We start from the raw sequence: 20835 nt of genomic DNA on the forward strand, positions 1-20835 counted from the left end.
CGGCCTGGGCACGCAGCAGCCGGGCGGCTACCTGCGCGGCAGTGTCGGTGACGTCGTCGGCCAGGGCGCGGCCCCCCGTTCAGTGATGCCACCGCCCGGTCGTGGAGGGTCTGGTCGCCCAGCGACTCCTCCACGACGTGACGTCGTTTCCTATGGCGGGTCGCTTGAATGAGGGCCAGTGATCGGGTTCGTTGCGCGATCGGCTGCTCGGGCAGTGGGGCATGAAGATGGGAAATCATCTGTTGAGTGCGCGAGTTTAGGAAGTGTGGCTGATGCTTGCTGTCATGGTTGGAGCCGTCGTCGCGGGTGTCGGGATCTGCCTCGTGGCGAACCTGTGGAACCTCGCAGATCGGGTCTTTTCCTACTATTCCCGCCGCGTGTCAATGGGAAGCGCTACAGCTGGGACGTTTCGTATGGTGGGAGGAGGAGCGGTTCTGGTCGGGCTTTTCTGGATCGCAACAGCCCTGCCTGAAGTGCTTTAGTACTGCTCGAGCTAGTGCTGTGACCGCATAGGTTCGCCGGGTTGGTCGTCGTGGCGGTTGGATGCGCGGTGACGTCCGATCCGACCGCTGGAGGCGCGGTGGCCGAGCCTGTCCGTGTGCGCAGACTGACCGACCAGGAGGGGCAGCGGCTGCAGCAGATCGTGCGCCGGGGCAGCACCAACTCGGTGCGCTACCGGCGTACGATGCTGCTGCGAGCCTCGGCCGGCGGGAATCGGGTGCCGGTGATCGCCCAACTGGTGGCGGCCGACGAGGACACCGCGCGCGATGTGATCCACCGGTTCAACGAGATCGGCCTGGCCTGCCTCGACCCTCGGTGGGCGGGAGGCCGTCCCCGCCTGCTCAGCGATGACGACGAGGACTTCGTCGTCCAGACGGCCACCACCCGCCCCACCAAGCTCGGCCAGCCTTTCACTCGCTGGTCGCTACGCAAAATCGTCGCCTACCTGCGCACAGTCCACGGCCGAGTGATCCGTATCGGCCGCGAGGCGGTACGCTGCCTGCTCGCCCGCCGTGGAGTCATCTTCCAGCGCACCAAGACCTGGAAGGAATTCACCGACCCCGACCGCGAGGCGAAGCTGGACCGGATCGAGCACGTCCTGGACCGTCTCCCCGACCGGGTCTTCGCGTTCGACGAGTTCGGCCCACTCGCGATCCGGCCCACCGCAGACTCGGGCTGGGCCGAACGGAATCACTCCGACCGGGTGCCGGCCACCTACCACCGCACCCATGGAGTCCGGTACTTCCACGGTTGCCACTCGGTCGGCGACGACATGTTGTGGGGCGTCAACCCCCGCAAGAAAGGTGCCGCGAAGACGCTGGCCGCGCTCAAGTCGATCCGCGCCGCCCGGCCCGACGGGGCCCTCATCTACGTGATCCTGGACAACCTGTCCGCCCACAAAGGCACCGACATCCGCCGCTGGGCTACAAAGCACAAGGTCGAGCTGTGCTTCACCCCGACCTACGCCTCTTGGGTCAACCCCATTGAGGCCCACTTCGGACCGCTGAGGCAGTTCACATCGCCAACTCCAACCACCCCAACCACACCGTGTAGACACGAGCCGTGCACGCCTATCTACGCTGGCACAACGCCAACGCCCGCCACCGCGACGTCCTGGCCGCCGAACGCAAGGAACGCGCCCGCATCCGAAGCGAGAAGGGCATTCGTTGGGGCGGACGCCCCCTCAACACCACAGCCCGACCAACCGCGAACCTGCACGGCCACAGCGCATCATCGGTCCGCTCGTGGCCAAGCGCGGACGACCGAAGCATTGTGAAGATGATCTCGGCTGGGCAGACCCGGAGCCCCGAACGGGGCCGGTTCAGGAGAAGGACGACGCCAGAGGAGAATGGCTCAGGAGGCGGACGGCTCGATCTCCCCCGCGAAGACGATGACCTGGTCGATGAGGCTCCGCCGCAGATGGACGACGTCCGTTCCCGCCAGGCGGGGGCCTCCATCCGGCGTCGTGAAGACCCACTGGTACCGGGCCCACTCGTCCGGCATGTCCACCGCCGAACAGCGCACCATCGTGCCGGTCCCCGCGGGGTGACGCCGGATGTCCAGCACGAACCGCTCGACCGCCTCGATTCCCTCACTGCGGCCCAACGGTCCCCAGAAGACCACGTCCGAGGTAAGGGCCTGGGAGAGCAGCGCAGTCACATAGCTGTCGTCCGAGGCGTTGAACGCGGAGATGAACGTGTCGATCGCGGACCGCGCGGTTTCTTCCTGCATGCACCAGTAATACCACTCGCCTCGCGGACCGTGCTCGTCCCTGAGTCGTCTCCCGACCACGATGGGGCGTGTCGTTGACAGGACGTGCTGAGTGGGGAGTTGGCTGCGGTCCGGCGGTCCGGTGTGATCTGGAGGACTTCGCGGCGGAGATCGCCGCAAGACCTGGGCGAACGCCGGCTACAGCGACATCCGCACCGCCGTCGACGACCACTCCCGCCTCGCCTGCAGCGAGATCCACGGCGACGAACGCAAGGAGACTGCCACCGCCTTCTGGACTCGGGCCCAGCAGCTCTTCACCTCGTGCGGCATCACCGTCGATCAAATCGGACAGACTCACTGAATGACGTTGCCCTGCGGTGTCGGTGAATACCAGAATGCAGTCATACAGAAAGGGTGAACGTGCTCAGTTCATGAGGTGTGACAGGCCGTTCCCGAGCCTGTGCAGGGTGGAAGGGCTACTGCTGTTTTCGCAGGGGGCTCTCGGGCGTGTCAGTGGTGGTTGCGATCCTGTGCAGCATGGACGATATGACTTTCTGGGCGCTCATGGATGAACTGAGCTGTCGCCCCGGTGACCGGCACGAACGGCTGGAGTGGCTGCGCGGGAAGTTGCGGCGCAGGCCAGCCGTGGAGGCAGTGGAGTTTCAAGCACGTCTGGAGGCCGCGTGCGCGGCGGTTGCCACGGGCACACTGTGGCGGGCGGTGCGCCGGATTGAGGGGGGCTTGTGCTCCGACGACGGCTTCGACTACTTCGCGCTCTGGCTGGTGGCCCAGGGGCAAGGGACGTACAAAGCTGTGCTTGCTGATCCGGATGCCCTCGCTGACGTTGCCGAGGTGCGAGCCCTGGTGGGTCGGCACCTGCGGGAGTGGTGTGACGACGAGTGGCCGGAATGGGAGGAAATCGACTACGTGGCCCAGGAGGTATTCGGCGAGCTGACGGGCCAGGAGGACGACTGCTGGGAGGCGTTCTGCGAGGCCGTGGAAGCCGTCCAGGAGACATGGGCGAAGCCCGAAGATGAGATCGACACCATAGGTGCCATGGTGAGGCGTGGGACGCCCCGGCTCGACGCCCTTTTTCCGGGAGAGGCCAACTGCTAGTCATCCAGCAGGAGTTCGATGTTCTGCCTGCTCAGAGGCGGCGTGGTGAGCGTGTAGTGAGCTGATGGGCCATCAGGGGCGGTCTTCGCTGGGCCGCTCCTCGAACGTGTGCAGCCGACGTTGGTAGTGGCATCGGCGGGCGATGGCCTGGCGTTCTCGGCGCCAGATGGACCAGTTCAAGGCGTGAGCGCGGGGCCAGCGCCGAGGGGGAAGCGGGGCTTGGCCTCATGGCCGGCCACGCGGCGGAACCAGGAGCGAGGTGCTTGACCCTCACGTGGCGTGATGCCGCATAGTCGCCGACGTGGAAGAGTACGAGCACCTGACTGTTGGACGGGTGGCGAGTTGGCTGCCGTCAGCGTCCGCACCCTGCACCACTATGACGAGATCGGCCTCGTCCAACTGTCCGCGCGGACCAGCGCCGGGTACCGGGCCTACTCGGCGGGCGACGTGGAGCGCCTGCGGGAGGTGCTCGCATTCCAGCGGCTGGGCTTCGGGTTGCGCGAGATCGCGGATCTGGTGGATGACCCGGCCACCGACGCGGTCGCGCGCCTGCGCCGGCTGCGTGGCCTGCTGGTGGAACAGCGGGACCGCACTGCCGCCATGGTGACGGCCATCGACAAGGAACTGGAGGAACGGGCAATGGGGATCAGGGCGACGCCTGAGAACCAATTGAAGGTGTTCGGCGCGCAGTTGTACGAAGCCATCGGGTCCGCCTACCCGGCGACCCGGCGCACCGAGCCGCGGATCGCCGCACGGATCTGGGAAGCGCTCGGGGACGCGCGGACGGTGCTGAACGTCGGGACCGGCACCGGCTCCTACGAGCCCCCGGACCGTGAGGTCACGGCGGTGGAGCCGTCGGCGGTGATGCGGGTGCAGCGTCCCGCAGGAGCGGCGCCGTGCGTGGCCGCCAGTGCGGAATGCCTGCCGTTCGCTGACCAGTCCTTCGATGCCGCGATGGCGGTCAGCACCGTTCACCACTGGCCGGACCCGATCGCCGGGCTGCGCGAAATGCGGCGGGTGGCCCGGCACGTGGTGGTGTTCACGTACGACGCCAGTACGACCGGCCGGCTACAGCGGTTCTGGCTCACCCGCGACTACCTGCCCGAATTCGCCGGCCTTCTCGCCGACTGGCCTTCACTGGGCGACATGACCCGCGCGATGGAGGGCCGCGCGGAGCCGGTGCTCATCCTGTGGGACTGCGCCGACGGCTTCTTCGAGGCCCACTGGCGTCGGCCTGAGGCGTACCTTGACGAACAAGTGCGCCGCGCGGTGTCGGTGTGGACCCGAGTCGGCCCGGAGGCCGAGCAGCGGGCGGTGAACATGCTCCGCGCCGACCTCGCCTCGGGTCGGTGGACCGAGCGCAACCGCGACCTCGTCGCCCTCGACGCGGCCGAGCTCGGCCTGCGCCTGCTCGTCGCCTGAACCTTCACGCGCGAGAGGGCGTCGGCCGTCCGTGCGGCCACTGGGCCGACTATCGCTGTCCGCCTCGCAGCCGTCAGTGGCCGAAGTGATGTCAGGCGGCGCGCTTCACGTGGCGGACCAGCCACATCAGCAGGGCGTCCAGGTCAGCGGCGGCCGAGAGGACCCGGTCGACCGCCTCGGGGGTGTGCAGCCATTCCTCGCAGCCGAGGGGACGGGCGGCGATCAGCGAACGGTGGCGCAGCAGGTTCGTACGGGGGTGGTTCGTCGGACAGCCGCGCGGCGGGCGTTTCATCACGTCCCCGGAGATGTCGTAGCCCTTCTTCCGCACGTCCTCGACGATGGCGCACAGTTCGCGGCCGCTCCCCTCGGAGGCCACGGCTTTGCGGAACATGTCCACCTGGCCGGGATCGGGGTACCACCAGGCGCCTTGGATCCGCAGGCCGTCCAGGGAGAACCGGAGACCGATCTCGATCTTGCGGCCGAGTCGGATCACCGCGCCCTGGTGCTGCCACCACCAGGAGTTGGTGCGGTAGTGCCAGACGGAGAAGTCCTCGTACCGGGGGTCGGCGTCCGCGACCTCGTTGAGCAGGGCGATCATCGGCTTCCGGACCAGGCGTTCGCGGTCCGCGCGGTAGCGCTCGCGGGTCGCGCGGGTCGGTTCACCCTGGAGCTGCCACAACACATCCATGGCCTTCTCCGGTCAGCCGGTGAACTGTTCATGCATGCGCGGAGGGTAGCTCACCGCCGCTGCGCCGGAGCACGACGGCGGCGATGCCTGATGACTGGCAGTCGACCACCAACGACCACACGGGAAAGGTCCTGGCCCTCCTGGACGCGCCCGAGCATGCGAAGTACCACGTCGCCGTCTGCGTCTACCACGCGCAAGCGGGCACCGGCGGTCAGCTCCTCTTCTTCCCGCACCGCACAGCCTGCAGCTTTAGCCCCACCATTAACCGGAGGAGCCTGGCTGGCTCGGCCAGCTTCACCGATGTGAGCTGGTACCTCCACGCACTGGTGCCGCCCCTGCTGGCCCTTGGGCTGGAAGGCTACGAAGCCAGGGACATCGGCCTCTGAGGCTCGGTTCAGCCAGTGGGGACAGGCGGGGGAAACGCTGGTGTGGTCTCCAGGCGGTCCAGACGTTCGTAGAGGGCGCGGACGAGGCGGGCGCGGTTCTGGGCGCAGCGCGCGGTGCCCTCCAGTTTCGCGGACAGCCGTCCTTCCGCCTCGGCGAGGACGATCTCGGCGAGTGCCCGGGGGCCGCTGTTCTCGGGGAGTTGGTCGGCGCGGTGGCGGACGTCGGAGGCGATGGCGCGGGCGTGGCCGGTGAGCTGGAGTGCGATCTGCTCGTAGTCGCGGGTGGTCGTGAGCGTGTCCTCGCCGGTCCAGGCGAGGGCGGCTTTGACGAGGCTCTCGTACGGCTCACGGTCGAGCGGGAGCCCGGCTTCGATCAGTCCTTCGGGGTCGTACAGGACCGTGTGTGCTGGTGTGTATGGCGGGCCTCGCTGCCGGGGTGTCTCGCGTGGGTGGCCGGCGGTCACCGCTGGGTGGACTCGCCGGCGTCGGCTCTTTCGTCCTGGTCCTCGGTCTGCTGGGTGAGGAACCGTGCGTAGCCCCGGTCCGCGCGGGCCAGCAGGGCTGGGGAAGGAACGTCATAGGCGGGCGAGGTGAGGCCGCGGTCCTCCGGGGCCGGGGCGGTGATGTCGGTGTGTGCGCGCTTGGGGCCCCGCCTCTCCGGCTGATGGTCCGTCGGTGACTTCGACGCTACGCAGCTACAGGCCGTGCCTTCAACCAAGTTGCGAGTTATTGCGGAGGTTCACTCCAGGGCATCGATCGCGGCCCGGATTCAGCACGCGGGAGGGCCGCCTACCGGCCCTGAGAGATCGGCCACTGGCTCCCTTCAGCGATCTGTCGAAGAAGCAGAGCCTGATCCATGTGTTCAAGCCGCGGGACGAGAATGGCTCTGTGGCTCCGTTCAGGGTCTCCGTCGGGGCCTGGAGCGGTTTGTGGCGCCCTGATAATGCGTCAGTAAAGCCAGCAGTTGGTCAGCATGAGTCCTGAAAGACCTGGGGAAAGCAGACCGAACATGCGAACCGTTGTAGGCTCCGAAGACCGCCCTTGACCTGCGAGAAGCAGGCAGGGAGCAGACATTTCGGGAGTTTTCTCATGTTTCGGAACATGTTCAAGTCCAAGATTCACCGGGCCACCGTGACCCAGGCCGACCTGCACTACGTCGGTTCCGTCACCGTCGACGCGGAGCTGATGGAAGCAGCGGATCTGCTGCCCGGCGAGCTGGTGCACATCGTCGACATCGACAACGGCGCCCGCCTGGAGACGTATGTCATCGAGGGGGAGCGCGGCTCCGGTGTCATCGGGATCAACGGCGCCGCCGCCCACCTCGTCCACCCCGGTGACCTGGTCATCCTGATCAGTTACGCCCAGGTCGACGATGCCGGGGCACGCGGCCTGACCCCGCGCATCGTGCACGTCGACGCCGACAACCGTATCGTCGCGCTCGGTGCCGACGCCGCCGCGCCCGTACCCGGCACCGCCACCGAACGGAGCCCGCACGCCGTGCCCGCGGCGCGCTGAGCCGGTCCGGCCACCGAGGGACCACCCGCCGTGGCGGGCCGTGGGGTGGTCCCGTTGTCCCGCTCGGCCGCACACCGCCAAGCGGGCAGCGCGCCGGCCGAGCTGGTGGAACGGGCGAAGGCGCAGCTCAAGACGTATCCCGAGCTGTACCGGCCCAGGTCGGCCGGGGACTGTAGCGTTTGGCCGGTGACCCTCGCCCTGCTGCATACCTCGCCGGCCCACGTGCCCGTTTTCGACGCGCTCCGGGACGCCGACCATCCCGGACTCGCCCTGCGCCATCTCGTCCACGAGGACCTGCTCACCAGGGCCGGGGAAGCGGGCCCCGAAGCGGTGTCGGGCGAGATCCGGGAGCTGCTCGCGGGCGCTGTCGCGGACGGTGCCCGTGCCGTGCTCTGTACCTGCTCGACGATCGGCTCCGTCGCCGAGTCGGAGTCGGCGCGGCTCGGTGTTCCCGTGCTGCGCGTCGACCGCCCGATGGCGGCCGCCGCCGCGGCACGGGGCCGCGTGACCGTGCTCGCGACGATCACCGGCACCCTGGCGCCGACCCTCGCCCTGCTCGCCGAAGAGGCGGGGGACCGGCCCGTCGACGTAACGACCGTCGTGGTGGACGGCGCCTGGGCGTGTTTCGAGGCCGGTGACCGGGACGGCTACCTGGACCTCGTCGCCGCCGCGGCCGACGCGGTGACGGACAGCGATGTGATCGTGCTGGCACAGGCGTCCATGGCCGGCGCGGTCACCCGTACGGTCACCCGCATCCCGGTGCTCTCCAGCCCCCGGGCGGGTCTCGCGGCCGCGGCCGCAGCCGCGCGCTGACCCCGGCACGGCCCGCCGGTCCCGGCCGATCATCCGGAACCGGGGCGCACGGACTCACCAGGCGCGGGCAGTCGCTCCGGGGGACGGTGGAAGCAGATCCACCCGAACCGCTCGGAGGCCCCCGATGACGAATCCGTACCCCGACCCGGTCCCGCCGGCCCCCACCCCCGGACCGATGCCCGGCCCACCGTCCCCGCTGCCGGAACCACCGCCACCGCCACCCGGCCCCGTCCCGCCGGGCCCCTCGCCGGATCCGATCCCACAGCCGCCGCCACCGCGCCCCGACCCGGTCCCGGAACCGCGGCCGTCGCGCCGGCGGGCCGGCCACACCTCGCTCCGAGGAGCCGGTCCCCGGCCGCTCCCGGGACGCGTCGCTCTCGCCGGACGGAGTGCACGGCCGCTGAACCGAGGCAGGCCGGAACGAACGGCTCGCGGTCCTGGCCGGCCGGCGACGAGGATCGCGCCGTGATCCTGTTCGCCGCCCCCGACGGTATTCGACTCGCCTGTCGGGAGCCGGGTGACGGCGATCCGCGTCTCCGCCTGCCGGGCGGTCCCATGCGTGCCTCCGCCTGCCTCGGCGATCCCGGCGGGCTGTCGGCGCACCGCCGGCTGATCATGCTCGGCCTGCGGGGCACCGGTGGCTCCGAAGTCCCGGGCGGCCCGGTCACGTACCGCTGAGATCGACAGGTCGCCGACACCCGGGCGCTCCGTGATCATCTCGGCCTCGAACGCATCGGTTGATCGCGCACTCGGCGGGCGAGCCCATCCTGCCGGACCGGAATCAGGCGGTGGGCGGCCGGACCGGTGACGGGCCCAGTGTCGTGGTGCCGGGGGAGGCGCGGTGGCCGAGGCCGGTTCGGTAGGCGTCCATCGCTGCCTCGGTGCGGCCAACGCGGCGCAGCAGGTCGCCCAGCAGCCGGCAGATGTCCGCGAGGTCTCCGGCGGCGCCGGCACGCTCCAGCAGCGACAGCGCGGTGACGTAGTGCTCCTCGGCGGATTCCAGATCGCCCCGGTCCTCGTGGATCAGCCCGAGCAGCCGATGCGCGCCGCCCGCGTGGACCGAGCCGCGGTCCGGGTGCAGTTCGCCGAGGAGTCTGTGCAGCAGCTCCTGGGCCTGGGCGTCCTTGCCCCGGCGGCGCAGGACATCCGCCAGCTCCACCTCTACCTGGGCCGTGTACAGGTGGGCCCGCTTCGAGGCCAGCATGTCGCGGGCGGCGCGCAGTTCGGTCTCGGCGCCGGACAGGTCGCCGTCCTGGGCGTGCACGTAGCCGCGCATCCAGTGGCAGTGCGCGAGCTCCGTGCGGATCTGGAGCTGCTGGTAGATCTCGGCGGCCTTGGCGAGTGAGGCGTCCGCCTCCGCGGTGCGGCCCGCCGCTATGAGGGTACGGGCGACGCTGCGGTGGAGACCGGCGACCAGTTCCGGATCGGACACCCGGGGTGCGAGGGCCAGCGCCAGCTCACCGGCCTGGGCGGCGCGGGCGTGGGCGCCCATGTCCATGTAGGGGGCGATCGCGGCCGTGTACAGCAGCAGGAGCGCGCCGGGGTCCTGGAGGCCGGAGCTGTTGAGTTCGTCGATGGCGCTCTCCAGCAGGTAGCAGGCGTACCGGAGTTCACCGGCCAGGAGGTGGGCGACGGCTCTGCCCCGGACGGCGGGGGCGCGCCGGGGGAGCGGGGCGTCGGCGAGCAACCGCTCCGCGGCCTCGAAGTGCTCGCGGGCCGTGGGCAGATCGCCCGTCTCCAGGGCGCAGTGGCCGAGCCCGATCAGGGCCGTGGCGCGTTCCTCGTCGAGCCCGTGCCGGCCGGCCTCGGCGAGCAGTCGCGCGTAGGCGGCGGCCGCGTCCTCGGCGGCACCCGTGGCCAAGGTCCGCTGGGCCTCGACGAGTTCCAGCCGCAGAGCGGTCGCGAGATGGGCGGGGCGCCCCGTCGCCAGTTCCTCGTACGTCACGCCGAGCCGTTCCGCGAGATGGCGCAGGGCCGCCTCCGACGGGCGCACCCGGCCCGCCTCCAGCGTGGAGACATAGGCGGGGGTGTAGGCGGGCTCCGCGAGCTGACGCTGAGTCAGATTTCGTTCGGTGCGCAGACGCTGTACGCGGCGGCCGATGGTGCCGGGATCCTCGTCCGGTCCGGTGGTCCGTCCCGCTGTGTGCTTCGCGTTCATCGCGCCGCCCCTTCTGCCTCGCCCCGCTTCGAAATGCGGTCCATGCATCGTAAATGCCCGGATACGAACCTCGACCACCCGGCGTCCGGGCCTTGTTCGGGGGTGCGGACGCCCCTAGGTTAAGCATCGCATTAAGTCGGATTAACTCATGGGTTACGTGATGGTCGTGCCCTGGGATCCCCGCAGAAGTCCCCCGGACCTGAAGGAGTTTGTCCATGCGCATACGCTCCCGCGCCCGCCGCACGGCAGGAGTCACGGCGGGGCTCGCCCTCGCCGGCCTCCTGGCGGCGACCGCCGCCATCGCACCGGCGTCGGCCGCCCCCACCGGTTCCGGTGGCGGCCGCAACATCGCGGTCGAGTACTTCCCCGACCCGGGCGGCCCGGGGAGGACGGCCGAGGTCCCGGCCGAGGCCCCCGCGCGGAAGGGCGGCACCGCCGCCACGCTGAGCGCGGCCGGGGCCGCAGTCGACGGCACGGTGGGCGAGCAGGCGGTGACCGGCCCCTCCGACGACCGCCTGGACGTCGTGATCATCGGCGACGGCTACACGGCGGGCCAGCAGGGCGACTTCCACGCGGACGCCACCGCCAAGTGGGCCGACATCACCGCTCTGGAGCCCTACAAGAGCTACCAGGGCCTGTTCAACGTGTGGACCGTCGACGCGGTCTCCAACGAGTCCGGCATCAGCGGCGACCCCGGTGCCGGCACCGTCAGGGACACCGCGCTCGGCAGCTACTTCTGGTGCTCCGACATCGAGCGGCTGATCTGCGCGGACATCGACAAGGTGGCCGCGTACGCCGCCAAGGCCCCCGCCGCCGACCTGGTGGTCGTCATCGCCAACTCCACCAAGTACGGCGGCGCCGGTTACTCCGGACTCCAGGCCGAGGGCTACCCCTTCAACGGGGTCTCCACCCTCTCCTCCGACCACCCCTCGTCCAGCCTCATCGCCGCCCACGAGATAGGGCACTCGGTGGGCCTGCTGGACGACGAGTACACCTACGCCGAGTACGGGACCTGGACCGGTGGCGAGCCGGGCGGGATCAACTCCACCACCTACACACCCGCCCAGCTCACCGAGAAGCGGGCCAAGTGGTACCGCTGGCTGGGCCAGGCCGACCCGGCGGGCGGCACGGTCGGCACGTACGAGGGCAGCGCCTACTACCCGCTCGGGCTCTACCGCCCCACCGCCTCATCGATCATGCGGGAGCTGAGCAACACCGAGTTCAACCTGCCGGGGCGCGAAGCGATGATCGCCGGGTTCTATCGCGCGGGCAACGCGCTGAGCAGCTCCGTCGACACCGGCACCGCCGTCGGACCGGGCCGGCGCATCACCGTGGACCTGGCGGAGCTCCGGACCGCCGGGGCCATCGCCCATCGGCCGGGCGCCGCCACCGGTCTCGCCCGGATCGATCTGCGCTGGTACGTGGATGGCGTCGAGAAGGCCTCCGCCCGGGGACGTACCTCGGTCACTCCCGCGTCGCTCGGCGTCCGTGCGGACGGTCGTGGCCACAAGGTGACCGCCGAGGCCGTCGACCGCACGGGCGCCATCCGTGACCCCGCCGTCCGTGCCCTGGCCACCGACACCCTGAGCTGGAGCGTCAGGGCGACCGGGCACCGGAGGTAGCAGCTCAGGCGATGATCGGGACCACGGCCTCGGGCGTCAGCATCCGGAAGGTGAACGCCTGATGGAAGTAGAGCCGGATGCTGGTCGCGTCGTGGTCCTGATAGCCGATGGAGAGGTCCTGGCCGAGGCGCAGCTCGAAGTCGCCGCCACGGGCGGACATCAGCACACCGCCCTTGACGGCGGGCGCCCACAGGATCTGGTCGTCGAGCAGCCGGGCCAGATGGGTGGCCACCGGGTACCCGTGGTCGGAGGTCTCGGTGGCCTCGGTGAAGGCGTCGGCACCGAGCAGCAGCCGGTACGGGCCGTCGACCCCGGCCAGCCGCAGCCGGGTCAGCGCCTGGCTGACAGTGGTCGGGTAGTCGCGGGCGTCCGCGGGCAGCGTCAGCGGCGAGTGCGAGGAACCGTCCCGGAGCCCGGCGATCCCGGCCGAGGCGTACCCGTCGATGATCGCCATGTCCTCCGCGAACGCACAGGTGCGGGCGGCATCCTTGACGGGCTGCCAGTCGCTGTCGTCGGAACCCCGCTCGACGTCGTCCACGGCCGACCGGGTCACCGTGAACGGCACCCGCCACTCGATGACCGGCACCGATGTGCGGGCCTTGGCGATGACGTCCGGCGCGGGCGGGTCGATGTCGCGCAGATGGCCGTCGCCGATGGCCGCAAGCTCGGGGCCGTCCGGGCCGGTGACATCGACGACACGACGGCCCGCCACATGGCGGCTGAAGGTGCGCCGGGCCTCTTCTTCGATCTGGTCCCAGGCGGCTTCCGTGACAGGGGCGAGTTCGCGGTGGAGATTGTTCATCACTGGGCGCTTTCTTGCAGGCTGCCGATGTGCAGCGAACCGTCGGCCGGACCGGCCGGGGCCGGGGCCGGGGCCGCCGCCGGTACCGGCGCGGACGCGGGCTCCGGCAGGGCGTCGGTCCCGGCCGACGAGGGCGAGGGCGGCGGGGCGTCGAGGAAGTCGGCGCTGGGGGCGTAGAAGAGGGTGCCGGTGACCGCGGTCGAGAAGTCGAGGATGCGGTCGTGCGTGGCGGGCGCACTGCCGAGGAACATGTTGCGGAGCATCTGCTCGGTCACCCCCGGATCGGCGGCGTAACCGATGAAGTACGTGCCGAACTCGCCCTCCCCGAAGCTGCCGAACGGCATGTTGGCGCGCAGGATGTCGCGCTCCGTGCCGTCCGGGTCGGTGATCGTGTTGAGCGCGATGTGGGAGTCGGCGGGTTTGACGTCGTCGGCGAACTCGACGTCGTCCAGCTTCGTGCGGCCGATGACCCGCTCCTGTTCCTCCGTGCTCAGTGCGGTCCAGGACGCGAGGTCGTGCAGGTACTTCTGCACGATGACGTAACTGCCGCCCGCGAACGAGGGATCCTCGGCGCCGACCAGGGCCGCCGACCGCGCGTCCGCCCCCACCGGGTTTTCCGTGCCGTCGACGAAACCCAGCAGATCCCGGTGGTCGAAGTAGCGGAACCCCTGCGTCTCGTCGACGACCGTCACCGCGTCGCCGAGCCGGTCGAGCAGCCGGGTCGCCCAGGCGAAGCACACGTCCATCCGCTCGGCCCGGATGTGGAACAGCAGATCCCCCGGGGTGGCGGGGGCATGGTGCCGGGCGCCGTGCAGTTCCTGGAACGGATGCAGCTGTGCCGGTCGCGGTCCGGCGAACAGCCGGTCCCAGGCCCCGGAACCGAAACCGGTCACACAGACCAGCCCGGCCTCGGGGTACCGGAAGCCGATGGAGCGGGCGAAGGCCGCGAGATCCGGCAGCACCTCGCGCACGGCGGGCTCGCCGCCGGGCTCGATCGTGGCGACCAGGATCAGTGCGGCGCTGGTCAGTGGTGCGACGACCGGCTGGACCGCGACCGGCTCCGGGGCGGTGTCGGGCATACGGGCGCTCCCTGGGGCGGCAACGGAGGGAAACGGCAACGGGCTCATGAGGTGGGCGGAAAGGGGCTCGCTGCTACTTACGCACAGCCGGGGCGCCCCCGCACCCCGGGGCACCCGGCCGGGCGAGCCCGACCACGGCCCGCCTGCCCGCACCGGCTCCGGGTCAGCCCGCGGCGACCTCCGACCGGTCGCCGCCCCGGAGGGTGTGGAAGGAGCCCGCGCGGTCGGTGCGGCGATAGGCGTGCGCGCCGAAGAAGTCGCGCCGGCCCTGGGCGAGTGCCGCGGGCAGCCGGTCGGTGCGCAGGCCGTCGTAGTACGCGAGCGCGGCGGCGAGTCCCGGCGTCGGCACCCCCTGCCGCACCGCCACGGCGACCACCGCGCGCCAGTCGTCCTGGGCCGCGCCGATCTCCCCGTCGAACCTCTCGTCCGACAGCAGACTCGACAGGTCGGGGCGGGCGTCGTAGGCGGCCGGGACCCGGTCCAGGAACGTGGCCCGGATGATGCACCCGGCCCGCCAGATCGCCGCCATGCCATCGCGCCGAGGTCGATGTCCCGGTCGTACGCCTCGCTGCTGCCCGCACGGATACGGATCCGGTGGAAGCCCTGCGTGTACGAGACGATCCTGGACGCGTGCAGGGCCTGCTCCACCCGGTCGGCGAAGGCCACGGCCGCCTCCTCGCCGAACGGGGAGGCCGACGGTCCCGGCTGCATGCCCGGCCGGACGGTGTGTCAGACCACGGCGAGCCGGTCCACCAGCAGCTTCACCCTCTGCGCGGCGTCCTCCGGCAGCAGCCGTCCCGCCCGGGTCAGGGTCGCAAGGCCGTGCAGGGACGCCCAGAACACCTCGGTGAACAGCCCCGGGTGGACGCCGTCCCCGGCGACCTCGCCCAGGCTCTCCAGCAGCGCGGCGAAGGCGTCCTTGAGAGGTTCCGGGGTGTCCTCCTGCGCGTACGCCAGGCCGCCGTCGAGCTGGAACAAGGCGTCGTAGACCGCCGGGTTGCGTGCGGCGAAGTCGAGGTAGGCGCGGGCCAGGGCGGCGACCCGCTCGCGCGGGCCGTCCGCGGCGGAGGTCGCGGCCCGTACCGCCGAGGCCATCTCCGCGGCGCCCTCGAGGGCGACGGCGCCGATGATCTCGCGCTTGCCGCGGAAGTGGCTGTAGAGGACGGGCTGGCTGTATTCGATGCGCTCGGCGAGCCGGCGGGTGGTGACCGCCTCCCAGCCCTGCTGCTCGGCGAGTTCGCGGGCTGTCGCCACGATGAGGCGCTCGCGGTCCGCCCGTTCGCGCTGCTTGCGTTCCTGTACCGACATGATTCGATCCTAGCACCGCTAGACAATCGAGCGGCAGCAGTACTAGCGTTGCCTCATCATCTAGCGACGCTAGATTCCAGGAGGGATCATCATGCTCAACGCACTCGAGGTGTTCACCACCGTGGTCGTCGGCGTGATGGTGGGGGTGGAGTTCTCCGTCGCCTTCGTCATCAACCCGATCCTCAACGCACTCCCCGAGGACAGTGGCCAGCTCGGCCGCGCCCACGGGGGCCGGATGCTCGGCGCCGTGATGCCGGTCTGGTACATCACCTCGCTCGTCCTTGTCGCGGTCTGGGCCATTGCCGGATGGCACCGCCACGGCACCGGCCTCGTCGTCACCGCCGGCGCGCTGCTGATCGTCAGTGTGGTCATGTCGATCCTGCTGCTCGTCCCCATCAACAACCAGGGCAAGACGTGGACCCCTGAGAACCGGCCCGAGGACTGGAAGGAGCAGATGAGCCGCTGGGACCGCTTTCACTACGTCCGCGTGGCCGTCATCATCGCCGCCTTCGCCCTGCTGGTCGCCGCCCTCACCTGAGCCCGCGGGTCGGCACCGCGCCGGTGGCGCACGATCCCACCCCCGGGCGGCAGCGGGCCACCGAGATCCCGGCATCCGCAAGAGCGGATGCCGCTCAGAGCTCACAACTGCGATCCCGACGAACCACGCCCCTCGATCAGCCGCGTCCGCGCGGCCTGATCGGGCCCCACACGGCTCAGCAAGTTCCACGAAGCTCACCGAGCTGACGAAGACTCGCAAGGAGAAGAACAATGTCGCTGAAGAAGATCAACACCGTCCTGGCCGCCGCCTTCATCGTCTTCATCCTCTGGTTCGGGGCGGAGTTCATCCTGAGCCCGGAGACGACGGCGGCGGGCTTCGGCCTGCCGAGCCGGCCGTCCGGCGACGGCGGCGGCTTCCTGATCATCAAGGGGATCCGCGACGTCGTCTTGGCCCTGGTCCTGGGCATCCTGCTGGTGACGGGCCATCGCCGGGCGCTGGGCTGGGCACTGCTGGTGGAGGCCCTCGCCGCGTACGGCGACATGACCACCGTGCTGGCCCACCACGGCTCCGTGGCCACCGCGCTCGGCGTCCACGGCCTGACCGCGACACTGATGGTGGTCAACGGCCTGCTGATAATGCGCGAGACCCGCAAGATCGTGGCCGCTCCGACGGCGCTCGCCCCGCAGCCCGCCTGACGCCACCTTGGCGTGTGTCGGTATGAGCCTGTCAGTGTCTGCGGGAAGGGCGAGGCGCACGATCTTCTTCCAGTGGGCTGCGTGCTGCCGGGGCGGCGGAGGGTTCTTCTTGGCGATCGGCGGTGTGCCGGTCGAGCCCGGCCGGCAGATCGTCCCGCACGGTGAGCGACAGCCGAGGAGGAACTGCCTACCAGGCCAGTGGTTCGCCATCTCGGAAGAAGCCGCCGGTGGGGCCCGAGTCGGGCAGGGTGGCAGCCCGGACGACACTGGCGGCGCCCTGCTCCACGGGTCCGCCGCCCGGGCCGCCCATGTCGGTGGCGATCCAGCCCGGACAGACGGCGTTGACCAGGATCCGCTCGGCGCGCAGTTCATCGGCGAGCTTGCGGGTGAGGGCGTTGAGGGCTGCCTTTGAAACCCCGTAGGCGGGGGTTCCGCCGGACATGAGTTCCAGCGACCCGGACTCGCTGGAGACGTTCACCAGGCGCGGGTGTGCTGAGCGGCGCAGTAGTGGCAAGAACGCCTGCGCGGTCCGCCAGGCACCGAAGAGGTTGGTCTCCAGGGTGTGGCGGACCTCGTCGAGGTCGGCGAAGACAGCGCGCCGGCCGGTGTCGTAGTTGATGGCGGCGTTGTTGACGAGGACGTCGAGGCGCCCGAACTCCGCCTCCACGCTGCGGGCGAGGGCACGGACACCATCGGCGTCGGTCACGTCCAATGGGTGCGGCAGGAGCACACCGGGCACTTGGGGGGCCAGGTCGGCGACGGCCTGTTCGGCGTCCTGCGGACGGCGGGCGCACAGCAGGACAGTGTGGCCGAGCGCGGCGAGCTGGCGCGCGGTCTCCCGGCCGATTCCCCGGTTGGCGCCCGTGACCAGCGATACCGGCGCGGCGGTGTTCATGGTCTCTCCTCGGTGCGGACGATCTGGACCCGAGCAGCACGCTATGTTGTCGCCCTGCGTACACAGATCAGGCCCTGGTCGCAGGCGGGCCGCGGCCTTGGGCGTAGTCCTCACGGACCATTGCGCCCGGCGGCTGTCGATCTGGCCCGTTGCGCAGCATCCGCCCCGGCACCGGGCGGGAGGCCGTCCCCGCCGGCTCCGCGATGACGACGAGGGCTTCGTCGGCGCAGCAAAGGCACCGACCACAGCCTCGCCGCACTCAGGACCGTCCGGGCAGCCCGCCCGGACAGCGCCCCCCATCCACGTCATCCTCGACAACCTCTCCGCCCAAAGGGCAGCAAGATCTGCCGATGAGCGGCCAGGAACAAGGAGGTCGAGCTCTGCTTCACACCGGCCAACGCGTCCTGGGCGAACCCGGTCGAGGCGCACTTCGGGCCGCTGCGGCAGTTCACCCTCGCCGACTCGACCCCGACCACACGGTCCAGACCCGCGCGCTGCACCACTACTCGCACTGGCGCAACCAGAACGCCACGCCATCCAGGCGTCCTTGCCACGCAGCGCCGGGAACGCGCCCGTCTCCGCAGCGAGAAAGGCATCCGCTGGGGCGGCCGCCCTCTGAACCCAGCGGTCCGACCGCCCGCCCCGTGATCGGCGGTGGTCCAGCCGAGCGGCCTCACCCCGGGAACGCGCCCCGTCAGGGCGTTTCGGGCTTGCGGGCCAGGAGGCAGGCGTGCGGTCTGTTCACGCGTCCGCCGGGCTCCTGTTCCAGTCTCGCGGTGACGACGAGTCCGGCCTGGTCCAGCAGGTCGACCATGCGGTCCAGGGGCAGGAGGTACGACTCGTAGGACACCGGACGGCCATAGCCGTGGGTTGGCTGCAGCCGCTCATTGCCGACGTAGTCTCCCCAGAGCAGGCAGCCACCGGGCGCGAGCGTGCGGTGGAACTCGGCGAACACATCCGGCAGCCACTGCGGGGGCGTGTGGTGGGTGGAGTACCAGGCCAGGATGCCGCCGAGCTCGTCGTTCCTCATCTCCAGCGCGGTCATCGAGCCCTCGGTGAACCGCAGGTTCGGATAGGCGTGCCGGGCCAGCCCGACCATCTTCGGCGACAGATCGACGCCGAAGACGGAAACTCCCAGCCCGGCCAGGTGCGCCGTCACGCGTCCGGGGCCGCACCCCAGGTCCGCGACCGGCCCCAGACCGGCCGTCCGCACCAGTTCGGCGAACCCCGCCAGCATCGCGCGTGACAGCGGGTCCATCTCGGCTGGAGGCGGGACGCGTTCGACGTAATCGGCGGCGACCGTGTCGTACGACTCGCGGACGGCGGTCAGAAAGGAGGGCTCAGCCATGCGGGCGACCCTAGGCCAGGCATCTGACACACCCTGGCGCGACCTTCAGCCGACCTGCGCGACATCCACCGCTGCCGACACCCAGCCGTCACACCACGCCGGTGATCGTTTGCGGTCACGGCCAGGGAGGGGACGGTGATCGGGGCGGGGTTTTCCGGCCGGGAGGGGAGCAGGTCGCCGACAGTTCCGGGCAGGGTGAGCCAGCCGGAGCCGGTCAGCTTTTGATCAGGTCCTCCGGGCCGGTGCCAGTCGGGTTCAGGAGGGCGAGCCATTTCAGAAGCGATAAAACCCGTTTTGCGGGGTTTCGGCGCGTCGCTCGCATTCGATATTCGAACAGACGTAGCATTGGCGTGTGCCCAAGAACAGCCCCGCTTTCGATTTTCCTCAAGACCTCCTCGACGCCCAGGCCGCTCTGGGCCGGACACGTGCCGAGTACGAGGAGTACGCCAGGTCCCTCCCGTGGTCGGCCGAGCTCATGCCCGGGTGGGAGGGCGACAAGCAGCTGCATTCCTCCTACCGGTCCCACAAGGAGGACTCTCCGGGGTACACGGAGGAGCAGGCCGCGGAAGTTGTCCGCTTCAGGGCCCGGCTGCTGGAGCTCAGCATCGTCGTGTCTATACACCCCTTCTGGGATTCGGTCGACCTCGGCGACCGTGTCGAGGCCCGCATGATGCTCAAGCACGCCCACGAGTCGGCCGAGGCCTGACCATGCCCGGCGGTGACGGGATATCCGACCTGGACAAGAACCGGGCCTTGGAGCAGTGGCTGGAGTGGCAGCTGCGCCAGGTCCGGGGCCGGATCCGGGAGCTTCAGGTCAAGGAGCAGCAGCAGCGGCGGGCCCGGGAGCGGGCGCGGGCGGAGCAGTCGTGGAAGATCCAGCCCCAGCGCAGTGGGAGCACGGCGCTGCTGCACCGCGGAGGGTGCACGTCGTACAGCGCGCAGCTCGGCTTCCTTGACAGGGGTGAGGCGCTCATCGCCCTGGCTGAGCCGGACATCGAGCCGTGCGAGGTGTGCCGGCCCGAGTCGGGGCTGATGCAGGCGTAGGTCGTACAGGCCTTGCCGGGTGCCTGGCGTGGTGCATGAGCGGGCGCGGCGGAAACCCTGCACCTGCTCCGAGCGGCCCTGGTCCACGTCGACACGCTGCTGCTCCAGCAGGTCCGAGCTGAGCCGAAGTGGGCCAAGAAGCTCACTGACGAGGACCGGCGCGGCCTGACCGTGCTGTTCTGGTCCGACGTCAACCCGTACGGCACCTGTCGCCTCGACGCGGACAAGCAGCTCGACCTGGCGCCGGCCGTCGTGGTGCCCCGTTCCCGCACCCCGGCGGACACCGCCGCCCGACCTGCCACGGAGACGAGATGAACACCGGAGCCCCGTCCGCGATTCGCGGACGGGGCCGGTCGCCGACGAGCTCGACGTGGCACAGCCCGGAGGCTGCTTGCGTGCCGCTACACCGATGCCCCGAAGGCGCGCTGCGTGGGGAGAGGCGGCTTCTCCGACACCTCGTGGCACTTGCAGTTGCACTTCTCGGTGTTGTTGGTGTGTGCCCCGAGCCTTGCCTTCTTCTCCGGGTCGTCGAAGCCCTCCGCCAGGGAGGTGCGGAGCTGGGCGAAGGTTTTGACGTAGGCGCCGTCAAATACCGTGTCGCCTCTGTTCGATTCAGTCAGTTTGTCTTTGATGACCGGGAAAGTGCACACGTACTCGGCAACGTGCGTGTACACCTGTTCATCCAGCATCTTCAGTGCGACATCCCGCCTGCCGTTGGCTCCCTCAAGAAGTACCTTCCGGCCGGCGTGAAGCCGTTCGAAGCGCCACAGCATCGCGAAGTACGCGCACATGACCTCGCCGCGTTCCGTCCCAGCAGGGTTGATCTCGCGGTTCTGCCAGTGCAGCGATCCCAGGGTGTGCCTGTCCTTGGCCGCCGCTTCACTGATGAGCTCCGCGTGGAGGCCTCGAACGATCTCAAGCCGGGCAGTCAGGCGTGATTTACGCCAGACGAGAATAGTGACGGCCAAAGCAGCAAAAGCCGCGATACAGGACCCGACTGGGCCCGCGACTCGAAGCAGGTCACTCATTTGATTCAAGCCTTCCTTTCCGTGCGTTGCGTGCTGTATCAGGCGTAATGGTGGGGATTGATGTTGTTTCCACCCGGCGCTCGGGCGGGTCGGCCCGCAAGAACCACTGGTTTTCCGGGTCGTGGAGACCTCACGCGCGCCTTTGGCCCTCGAAGGCCAACGGAGGGGAGGGCAGGGGGCTCACCCCCTGCCCTCCGGGTTCGCGG

The 20835-nt window shown here is 70.0% G+C and carries 22 protein-coding genes and 5 pseudogenes; 15 read left to right on the forward strand and 12 right to left on the reverse strand.

Annotated elements, in window-relative coordinates; genetic code table 11:
- Positions 1-580: 580 nt before the first annotated feature.
- Positions 581-1698 (forward strand): annotated as a pseudogene (locus ACWCPY_RS04610) (IS630 family transposase); the annotation flags it as partial.
- Between the two features lie 156 nt (positions 1699-1854).
- On the opposite strand, the gene ACWCPY_RS04615 reads toward ACWCPY_RS04610, so the two are convergent.
- Positions 1855-2232: a nuclear transport factor 2 family protein gene (locus tag ACWCPY_RS04615; RefSeq protein WP_024757633.1), complete on the reverse strand. Its 378-nt coding sequence runs from the start codon at positions 2230-2232 to the stop codon at positions 1855-1857.
- 175 nt (positions 2233-2407) lie between these two features.
- Between ACWCPY_RS04615 and ACWCPY_RS04620 the strand changes: the two are divergent.
- The 3 genes and pseudogenes from ACWCPY_RS04620 to ACWCPY_RS04630 form a co-directional block, all read left to right on the forward strand.
- A pseudogene (locus tag ACWCPY_RS04620) lies at positions 2408-2557 on the forward strand (IS481 family transposase); the annotation flags it as partial.
- A 191-nt stretch (positions 2558-2748) separates the two neighbouring features.
- The gene (locus ACWCPY_RS04625; RefSeq protein WP_451262851.1) at positions 2749-3327 is read left to right on the forward strand and encodes a DUF4240 domain-containing protein; all 579 of its coding nucleotides are present in this window, start codon (positions 2749-2751) and stop codon (positions 3325-3327) included.
- A gap of 282 nt (positions 3328-3609) precedes the next feature.
- Entirely contained in the window at positions 3610-4749 is a 1140-nt protein-coding gene (locus tag ACWCPY_RS04630; protein ID WP_451263187.1) for a MerR family transcriptional regulator, read from the forward strand.
- Positions 4750-4840: 91 nt separating this feature from the next.
- Here ACWCPY_RS04630 and ACWCPY_RS04635 read toward each other — a convergent pair whose 3' ends face one another.
- Positions 4841-5437 carry a DUF2461 family protein gene (locus ACWCPY_RS04635; protein WP_451262852.1) on the reverse strand — a complete coding sequence of 199 codons (597 nt, stop codon included), beginning with the start codon at positions 5435-5437 and terminating at the stop codon, positions 4841-4843.
- 83 nt (positions 5438-5520) lie between these two features.
- Between ACWCPY_RS04635 and ACWCPY_RS04640 the strand changes: the two genes are divergently transcribed.
- Entirely contained in the window at positions 5521-5823 is a 303-nt protein-coding gene (locus ACWCPY_RS04640) for a hypothetical protein (RefSeq protein ID WP_451262853.1), read from the forward strand.
- Positions 5824-5831: 8 nt separating this feature from the next.
- Here ACWCPY_RS04640 and ACWCPY_RS04645 read toward each other — a convergent pair whose 3' ends face one another.
- Together ACWCPY_RS04645 and ACWCPY_RS04650 are read right to left on the reverse strand one after the other, a co-directional pair.
- Complete coding sequence (locus ACWCPY_RS04645; RefSeq protein WP_451262854.1) at positions 5832-6287, reverse strand: DUF6415 family natural product biosynthesis protein; 456 nt, start codon at positions 6285-6287, stop codon at positions 5832-5834.
- A complete protein-coding gene (locus ACWCPY_RS04650) occupies positions 6284-6541 on the reverse strand; it encodes a hypothetical protein (protein WP_451262855.1) in 258 nt (85 codons plus the stop codon). The genes ACWCPY_RS04645 and ACWCPY_RS04650 overlap by 4 nt, the downstream gene beginning before the upstream one ends.
- Before the next feature lie 371 nt (positions 6542-6912).
- Between ACWCPY_RS04650 and panD the strand changes: the two genes are divergently transcribed.
- The 3 genes and pseudogenes from panD to ACWCPY_RS04665 all read left to right on the forward strand — a co-directional run.
- Positions 6913-7338 carry an aspartate 1-decarboxylase gene (gene panD, locus ACWCPY_RS04655; protein WP_451262856.1) on the forward strand — a complete coding sequence of 142 codons (426 nt, stop codon included), beginning with the start codon at positions 6913-6915 and terminating at the stop codon, positions 7336-7338.
- 186 nt (positions 7339-7524) lie between these two features.
- Positions 7525-8151, forward strand: coding sequence for an aspartate/glutamate racemase family protein (locus tag ACWCPY_RS04660; protein WP_451262857.1), 627 nt, complete (start codon positions 7525-7527; stop codon positions 8149-8151).
- A gap of 465 nt (positions 8152-8616) precedes the next feature.
- Positions 8617-8909, forward strand: a pseudogene (locus tag ACWCPY_RS04665) (alpha/beta fold hydrolase); the annotation flags it as partial.
- A 23-nt stretch (positions 8910-8932) separates the two neighbouring features.
- Here the strand turns inward: ACWCPY_RS04665 and ACWCPY_RS04670 are convergent.
- Positions 8933-10309 (reverse strand): helix-turn-helix domain-containing protein, encoded by a 1377-nt coding sequence (locus ACWCPY_RS04670; protein WP_451262858.1) that lies wholly within the window; start codon positions 10307-10309, stop codon positions 8933-8935.
- A 215-nt stretch (positions 10310-10524) separates the two neighbouring features.
- Here ACWCPY_RS04670 and ACWCPY_RS04675 point away from each other — a divergent pair, with 215 nt between their 5' ends.
- On the forward strand, positions 10525-11931 hold the full coding sequence (locus tag ACWCPY_RS04675; protein WP_451262859.1) for a M64 family metallopeptidase: 1407 nt from the start codon (positions 10525-10527) through the stop codon (positions 11929-11931).
- A gap of 4 nt (positions 11932-11935) precedes the next feature.
- Here the strand turns inward: ACWCPY_RS04675 and ACWCPY_RS04680 are convergent, their stop codons facing one another.
- From ACWCPY_RS04680 to ACWCPY_RS04695, 4 genes and pseudogenes are all read right to left on the reverse strand, one after another.
- The gene (locus ACWCPY_RS04680; RefSeq protein WP_451262860.1) at positions 11936-12733 is read right to left on the reverse strand and encodes a family 1 encapsulin nanocompartment shell protein; all 798 of its coding nucleotides are present in this window, start codon (positions 12731-12733) and stop codon (positions 11936-11938) included.
- Positions 12733-13812 carry a Dyp-type peroxidase gene (locus ACWCPY_RS04685; RefSeq protein WP_451262861.1) on the reverse strand — a complete coding sequence of 360 codons (1080 nt, stop codon included), beginning with the start codon at positions 13810-13812 and terminating at the stop codon, positions 12733-12735. The genes ACWCPY_RS04680 and ACWCPY_RS04685 overlap by 1 nt, the downstream gene beginning before the upstream one ends.
- A gap of 163 nt (positions 13813-13975) precedes the next feature.
- Positions 13976-14514 (reverse strand): annotated as a pseudogene (locus ACWCPY_RS04690) (NADP-dependent phosphogluconate dehydrogenase); the annotation flags it as partial.
- A gap of 27 nt (positions 14515-14541) precedes the next feature.
- Positions 14542-15120 carry a TetR/AcrR family transcriptional regulator gene (locus ACWCPY_RS04695; protein ID WP_451262862.1) on the reverse strand — a complete coding sequence of 193 codons (579 nt, stop codon included), beginning with the start codon at positions 15118-15120 and terminating at the stop codon, positions 14542-14544.
- Positions 15121-15211: 91 nt separating this feature from the next.
- Between ACWCPY_RS04695 and ACWCPY_RS04700 the strand changes: the two genes are divergently transcribed.
- Both ACWCPY_RS04700 and ACWCPY_RS04705 read left to right on the forward strand, forming a co-directional pair.
- On the forward strand, positions 15212-15658 hold the full coding sequence (locus ACWCPY_RS04700; RefSeq protein WP_451262863.1) for a DUF1772 domain-containing protein: 447 nt from the start codon (positions 15212-15214) through the stop codon (positions 15656-15658).
- A 230-nt stretch (positions 15659-15888) separates the two neighbouring features.
- Entirely contained in the window at positions 15889-16314 is a 426-nt protein-coding gene (locus ACWCPY_RS04705) for a DUF4267 domain-containing protein (RefSeq protein WP_451262864.1), read from the forward strand.
- Positions 16315-16501: 187 nt separating this feature from the next.
- Here the strand turns inward: ACWCPY_RS04705 and ACWCPY_RS04710 are convergent, their stop codons facing one another.
- Positions 16502-17209: an SDR family oxidoreductase gene (locus tag ACWCPY_RS04710; RefSeq protein WP_451262865.1), complete on the reverse strand. Its 708-nt coding sequence runs from the start codon at positions 17207-17209 to the stop codon at positions 16502-16504.
- 213 nt (positions 17210-17422) lie between these two features.
- Between ACWCPY_RS04710 and ACWCPY_RS04715 the strand changes: the two are divergent.
- A pseudogene (locus ACWCPY_RS04715) lies at positions 17423-17857 on the forward strand (transposase); the annotation flags it as partial.
- Between the two features lie 46 nt (positions 17858-17903).
- On the opposite strand, the gene ACWCPY_RS04720 reads toward ACWCPY_RS04715, so the two are convergent.
- Positions 17904-18557 (reverse strand): class I SAM-dependent methyltransferase, encoded by a 654-nt coding sequence (locus ACWCPY_RS04720; RefSeq protein ID WP_451262866.1) that lies wholly within the window; start codon positions 18555-18557, stop codon positions 17904-17906.
- A 352-nt stretch (positions 18558-18909) separates the two neighbouring features.
- On the opposite strand from ACWCPY_RS04720, the gene ACWCPY_RS04725 reads away from it, so the two are divergent.
- From ACWCPY_RS04725 to ACWCPY_RS04735, 3 genes are read left to right on the forward strand one after another with little or no spacing between them, the layout of a single operon-like run.
- A complete protein-coding gene (locus ACWCPY_RS04725) occupies positions 18910-19263 on the forward strand; it encodes a hypothetical protein (RefSeq protein WP_451262867.1) in 354 nt (117 codons plus the stop codon).
- A 2-nt stretch (positions 19264-19265) separates the two neighbouring features.
- Complete coding sequence (locus tag ACWCPY_RS04730) at positions 19266-19601, forward strand: DUF6233 domain-containing protein (protein WP_451262869.1); 336 nt, start codon at positions 19266-19268, stop codon at positions 19599-19601.
- Positions 19602-19658: 57 nt separating this feature from the next.
- Positions 19659-19916, forward strand: a complete 258-nt coding sequence (locus ACWCPY_RS04735; protein ID WP_451263188.1) for a Tn3 family transposase — start codon at positions 19659-19661, stop codon at positions 19914-19916.
- 86 nt (positions 19917-20002) lie between these two features.
- Here the strand turns inward: ACWCPY_RS04735 and ACWCPY_RS04740 are convergent, their stop codons facing one another.
- Positions 20003-20629, reverse strand: a complete 627-nt coding sequence (locus ACWCPY_RS04740; protein WP_451262870.1) for a hypothetical protein — start codon at positions 20627-20629, stop codon at positions 20003-20005.
- Between the last annotated feature and the right edge of the window lie 206 nt (positions 20630-20835).

It is taken from the genome of Streptomyces sp. NPDC002403 (assembly GCF_053593015.1).

Coding starts and splice junctions, on each gene's coding strand:
- ACWCPY_RS04635 (WP_451262852.1), bottom strand. CDS start 5,437: ATGGATGTGTTGTGGCAGCTCCAGGGTGAACCGACCCGCGCGACCCGC.
- ACWCPY_RS04680 (WP_451262860.1), bottom strand. CDS start 12,733: ATGAACAATCTCCACCGCGAACTCGCCCCTGTCACGGAAGCCGCCTGG.
- panD (WP_451262856.1), top strand. CDS start 6,913: ATGTTTCGGAACATGTTCAAGTCCAAGATTCACCGGGCCACCGTGACC.
- ACWCPY_RS04615 (WP_024757633.1), bottom strand. CDS start 2,232: ATGCAGGAAGAAACCGCGCGGTCCGCGATCGACACGTTCATCTCCGCG.
- ACWCPY_RS04705 (WP_451262864.1), top strand. CDS start 15,889: ATGTCGCTGAAGAAGATCAACACCGTCCTGGCCGCCGCCTTCATCGTC.
- ACWCPY_RS04700 (WP_451262863.1), top strand. CDS start 15,212: ATGCTCAACGCACTCGAGGTGTTCACCACCGTGGTCGTCGGCGTGATG.
- ACWCPY_RS04710 (WP_451262865.1), bottom strand. CDS start 17,209: ATGAACACCGCCGCGCCGGTATCGCTGGTCACGGGCGCCAACCGGGGA.
- ACWCPY_RS04670 (WP_451262858.1), bottom strand. CDS start 10,309: ATGAACGCGAAGCACACAGCGGGACGGACCACCGGACCGGACGAGGAT.
- ACWCPY_RS04625 (WP_451262851.1), top strand. CDS start 2,749: ATGGACGATATGACTTTCTGGGCGCTCATGGATGAACTGAGCTGTCGC.
- ACWCPY_RS04685 (WP_451262861.1), bottom strand. CDS start 13,812: ATGCCCGACACCGCCCCGGAGCCGGTCGCGGTCCAGCCGGTCGTCGCA.
- ACWCPY_RS04730 (WP_451262869.1), top strand. CDS start 19,266: ATGCCCGGCGGTGACGGGATATCCGACCTGGACAAGAACCGGGCCTTG.
- ACWCPY_RS04740 (WP_451262870.1), bottom strand. CDS start 20,629: ATGAGTGACCTGCTTCGAGTCGCGGGCCCAGTCGGGTCCTGTATCGCG.
- ACWCPY_RS04630 (WP_451263187.1), top strand. CDS start 3,610: ATGCCGCATAGTCGCCGACGTGGAAGAGTACGAGCACCTGACTGTTGG.
- ACWCPY_RS04720 (WP_451262866.1), bottom strand. CDS start 18,557: ATGGCTGAGCCCTCCTTTCTGACCGCCGTCCGCGAGTCGTACGACACG.
- ACWCPY_RS04640 (WP_451262853.1), top strand. CDS start 5,521: ATGCCTGATGACTGGCAGTCGACCACCAACGACCACACGGGAAAGGTC.
- ACWCPY_RS04675 (WP_451262859.1), top strand. CDS start 10,525: ATGCGCATACGCTCCCGCGCCCGCCGCACGGCAGGAGTCACGGCGGGG.
- ACWCPY_RS04695 (WP_451262862.1), bottom strand. CDS start 15,120: ATGTCGGTACAGGAACGCAAGCAGCGCGAACGGGCGGACCGCGAGCGC.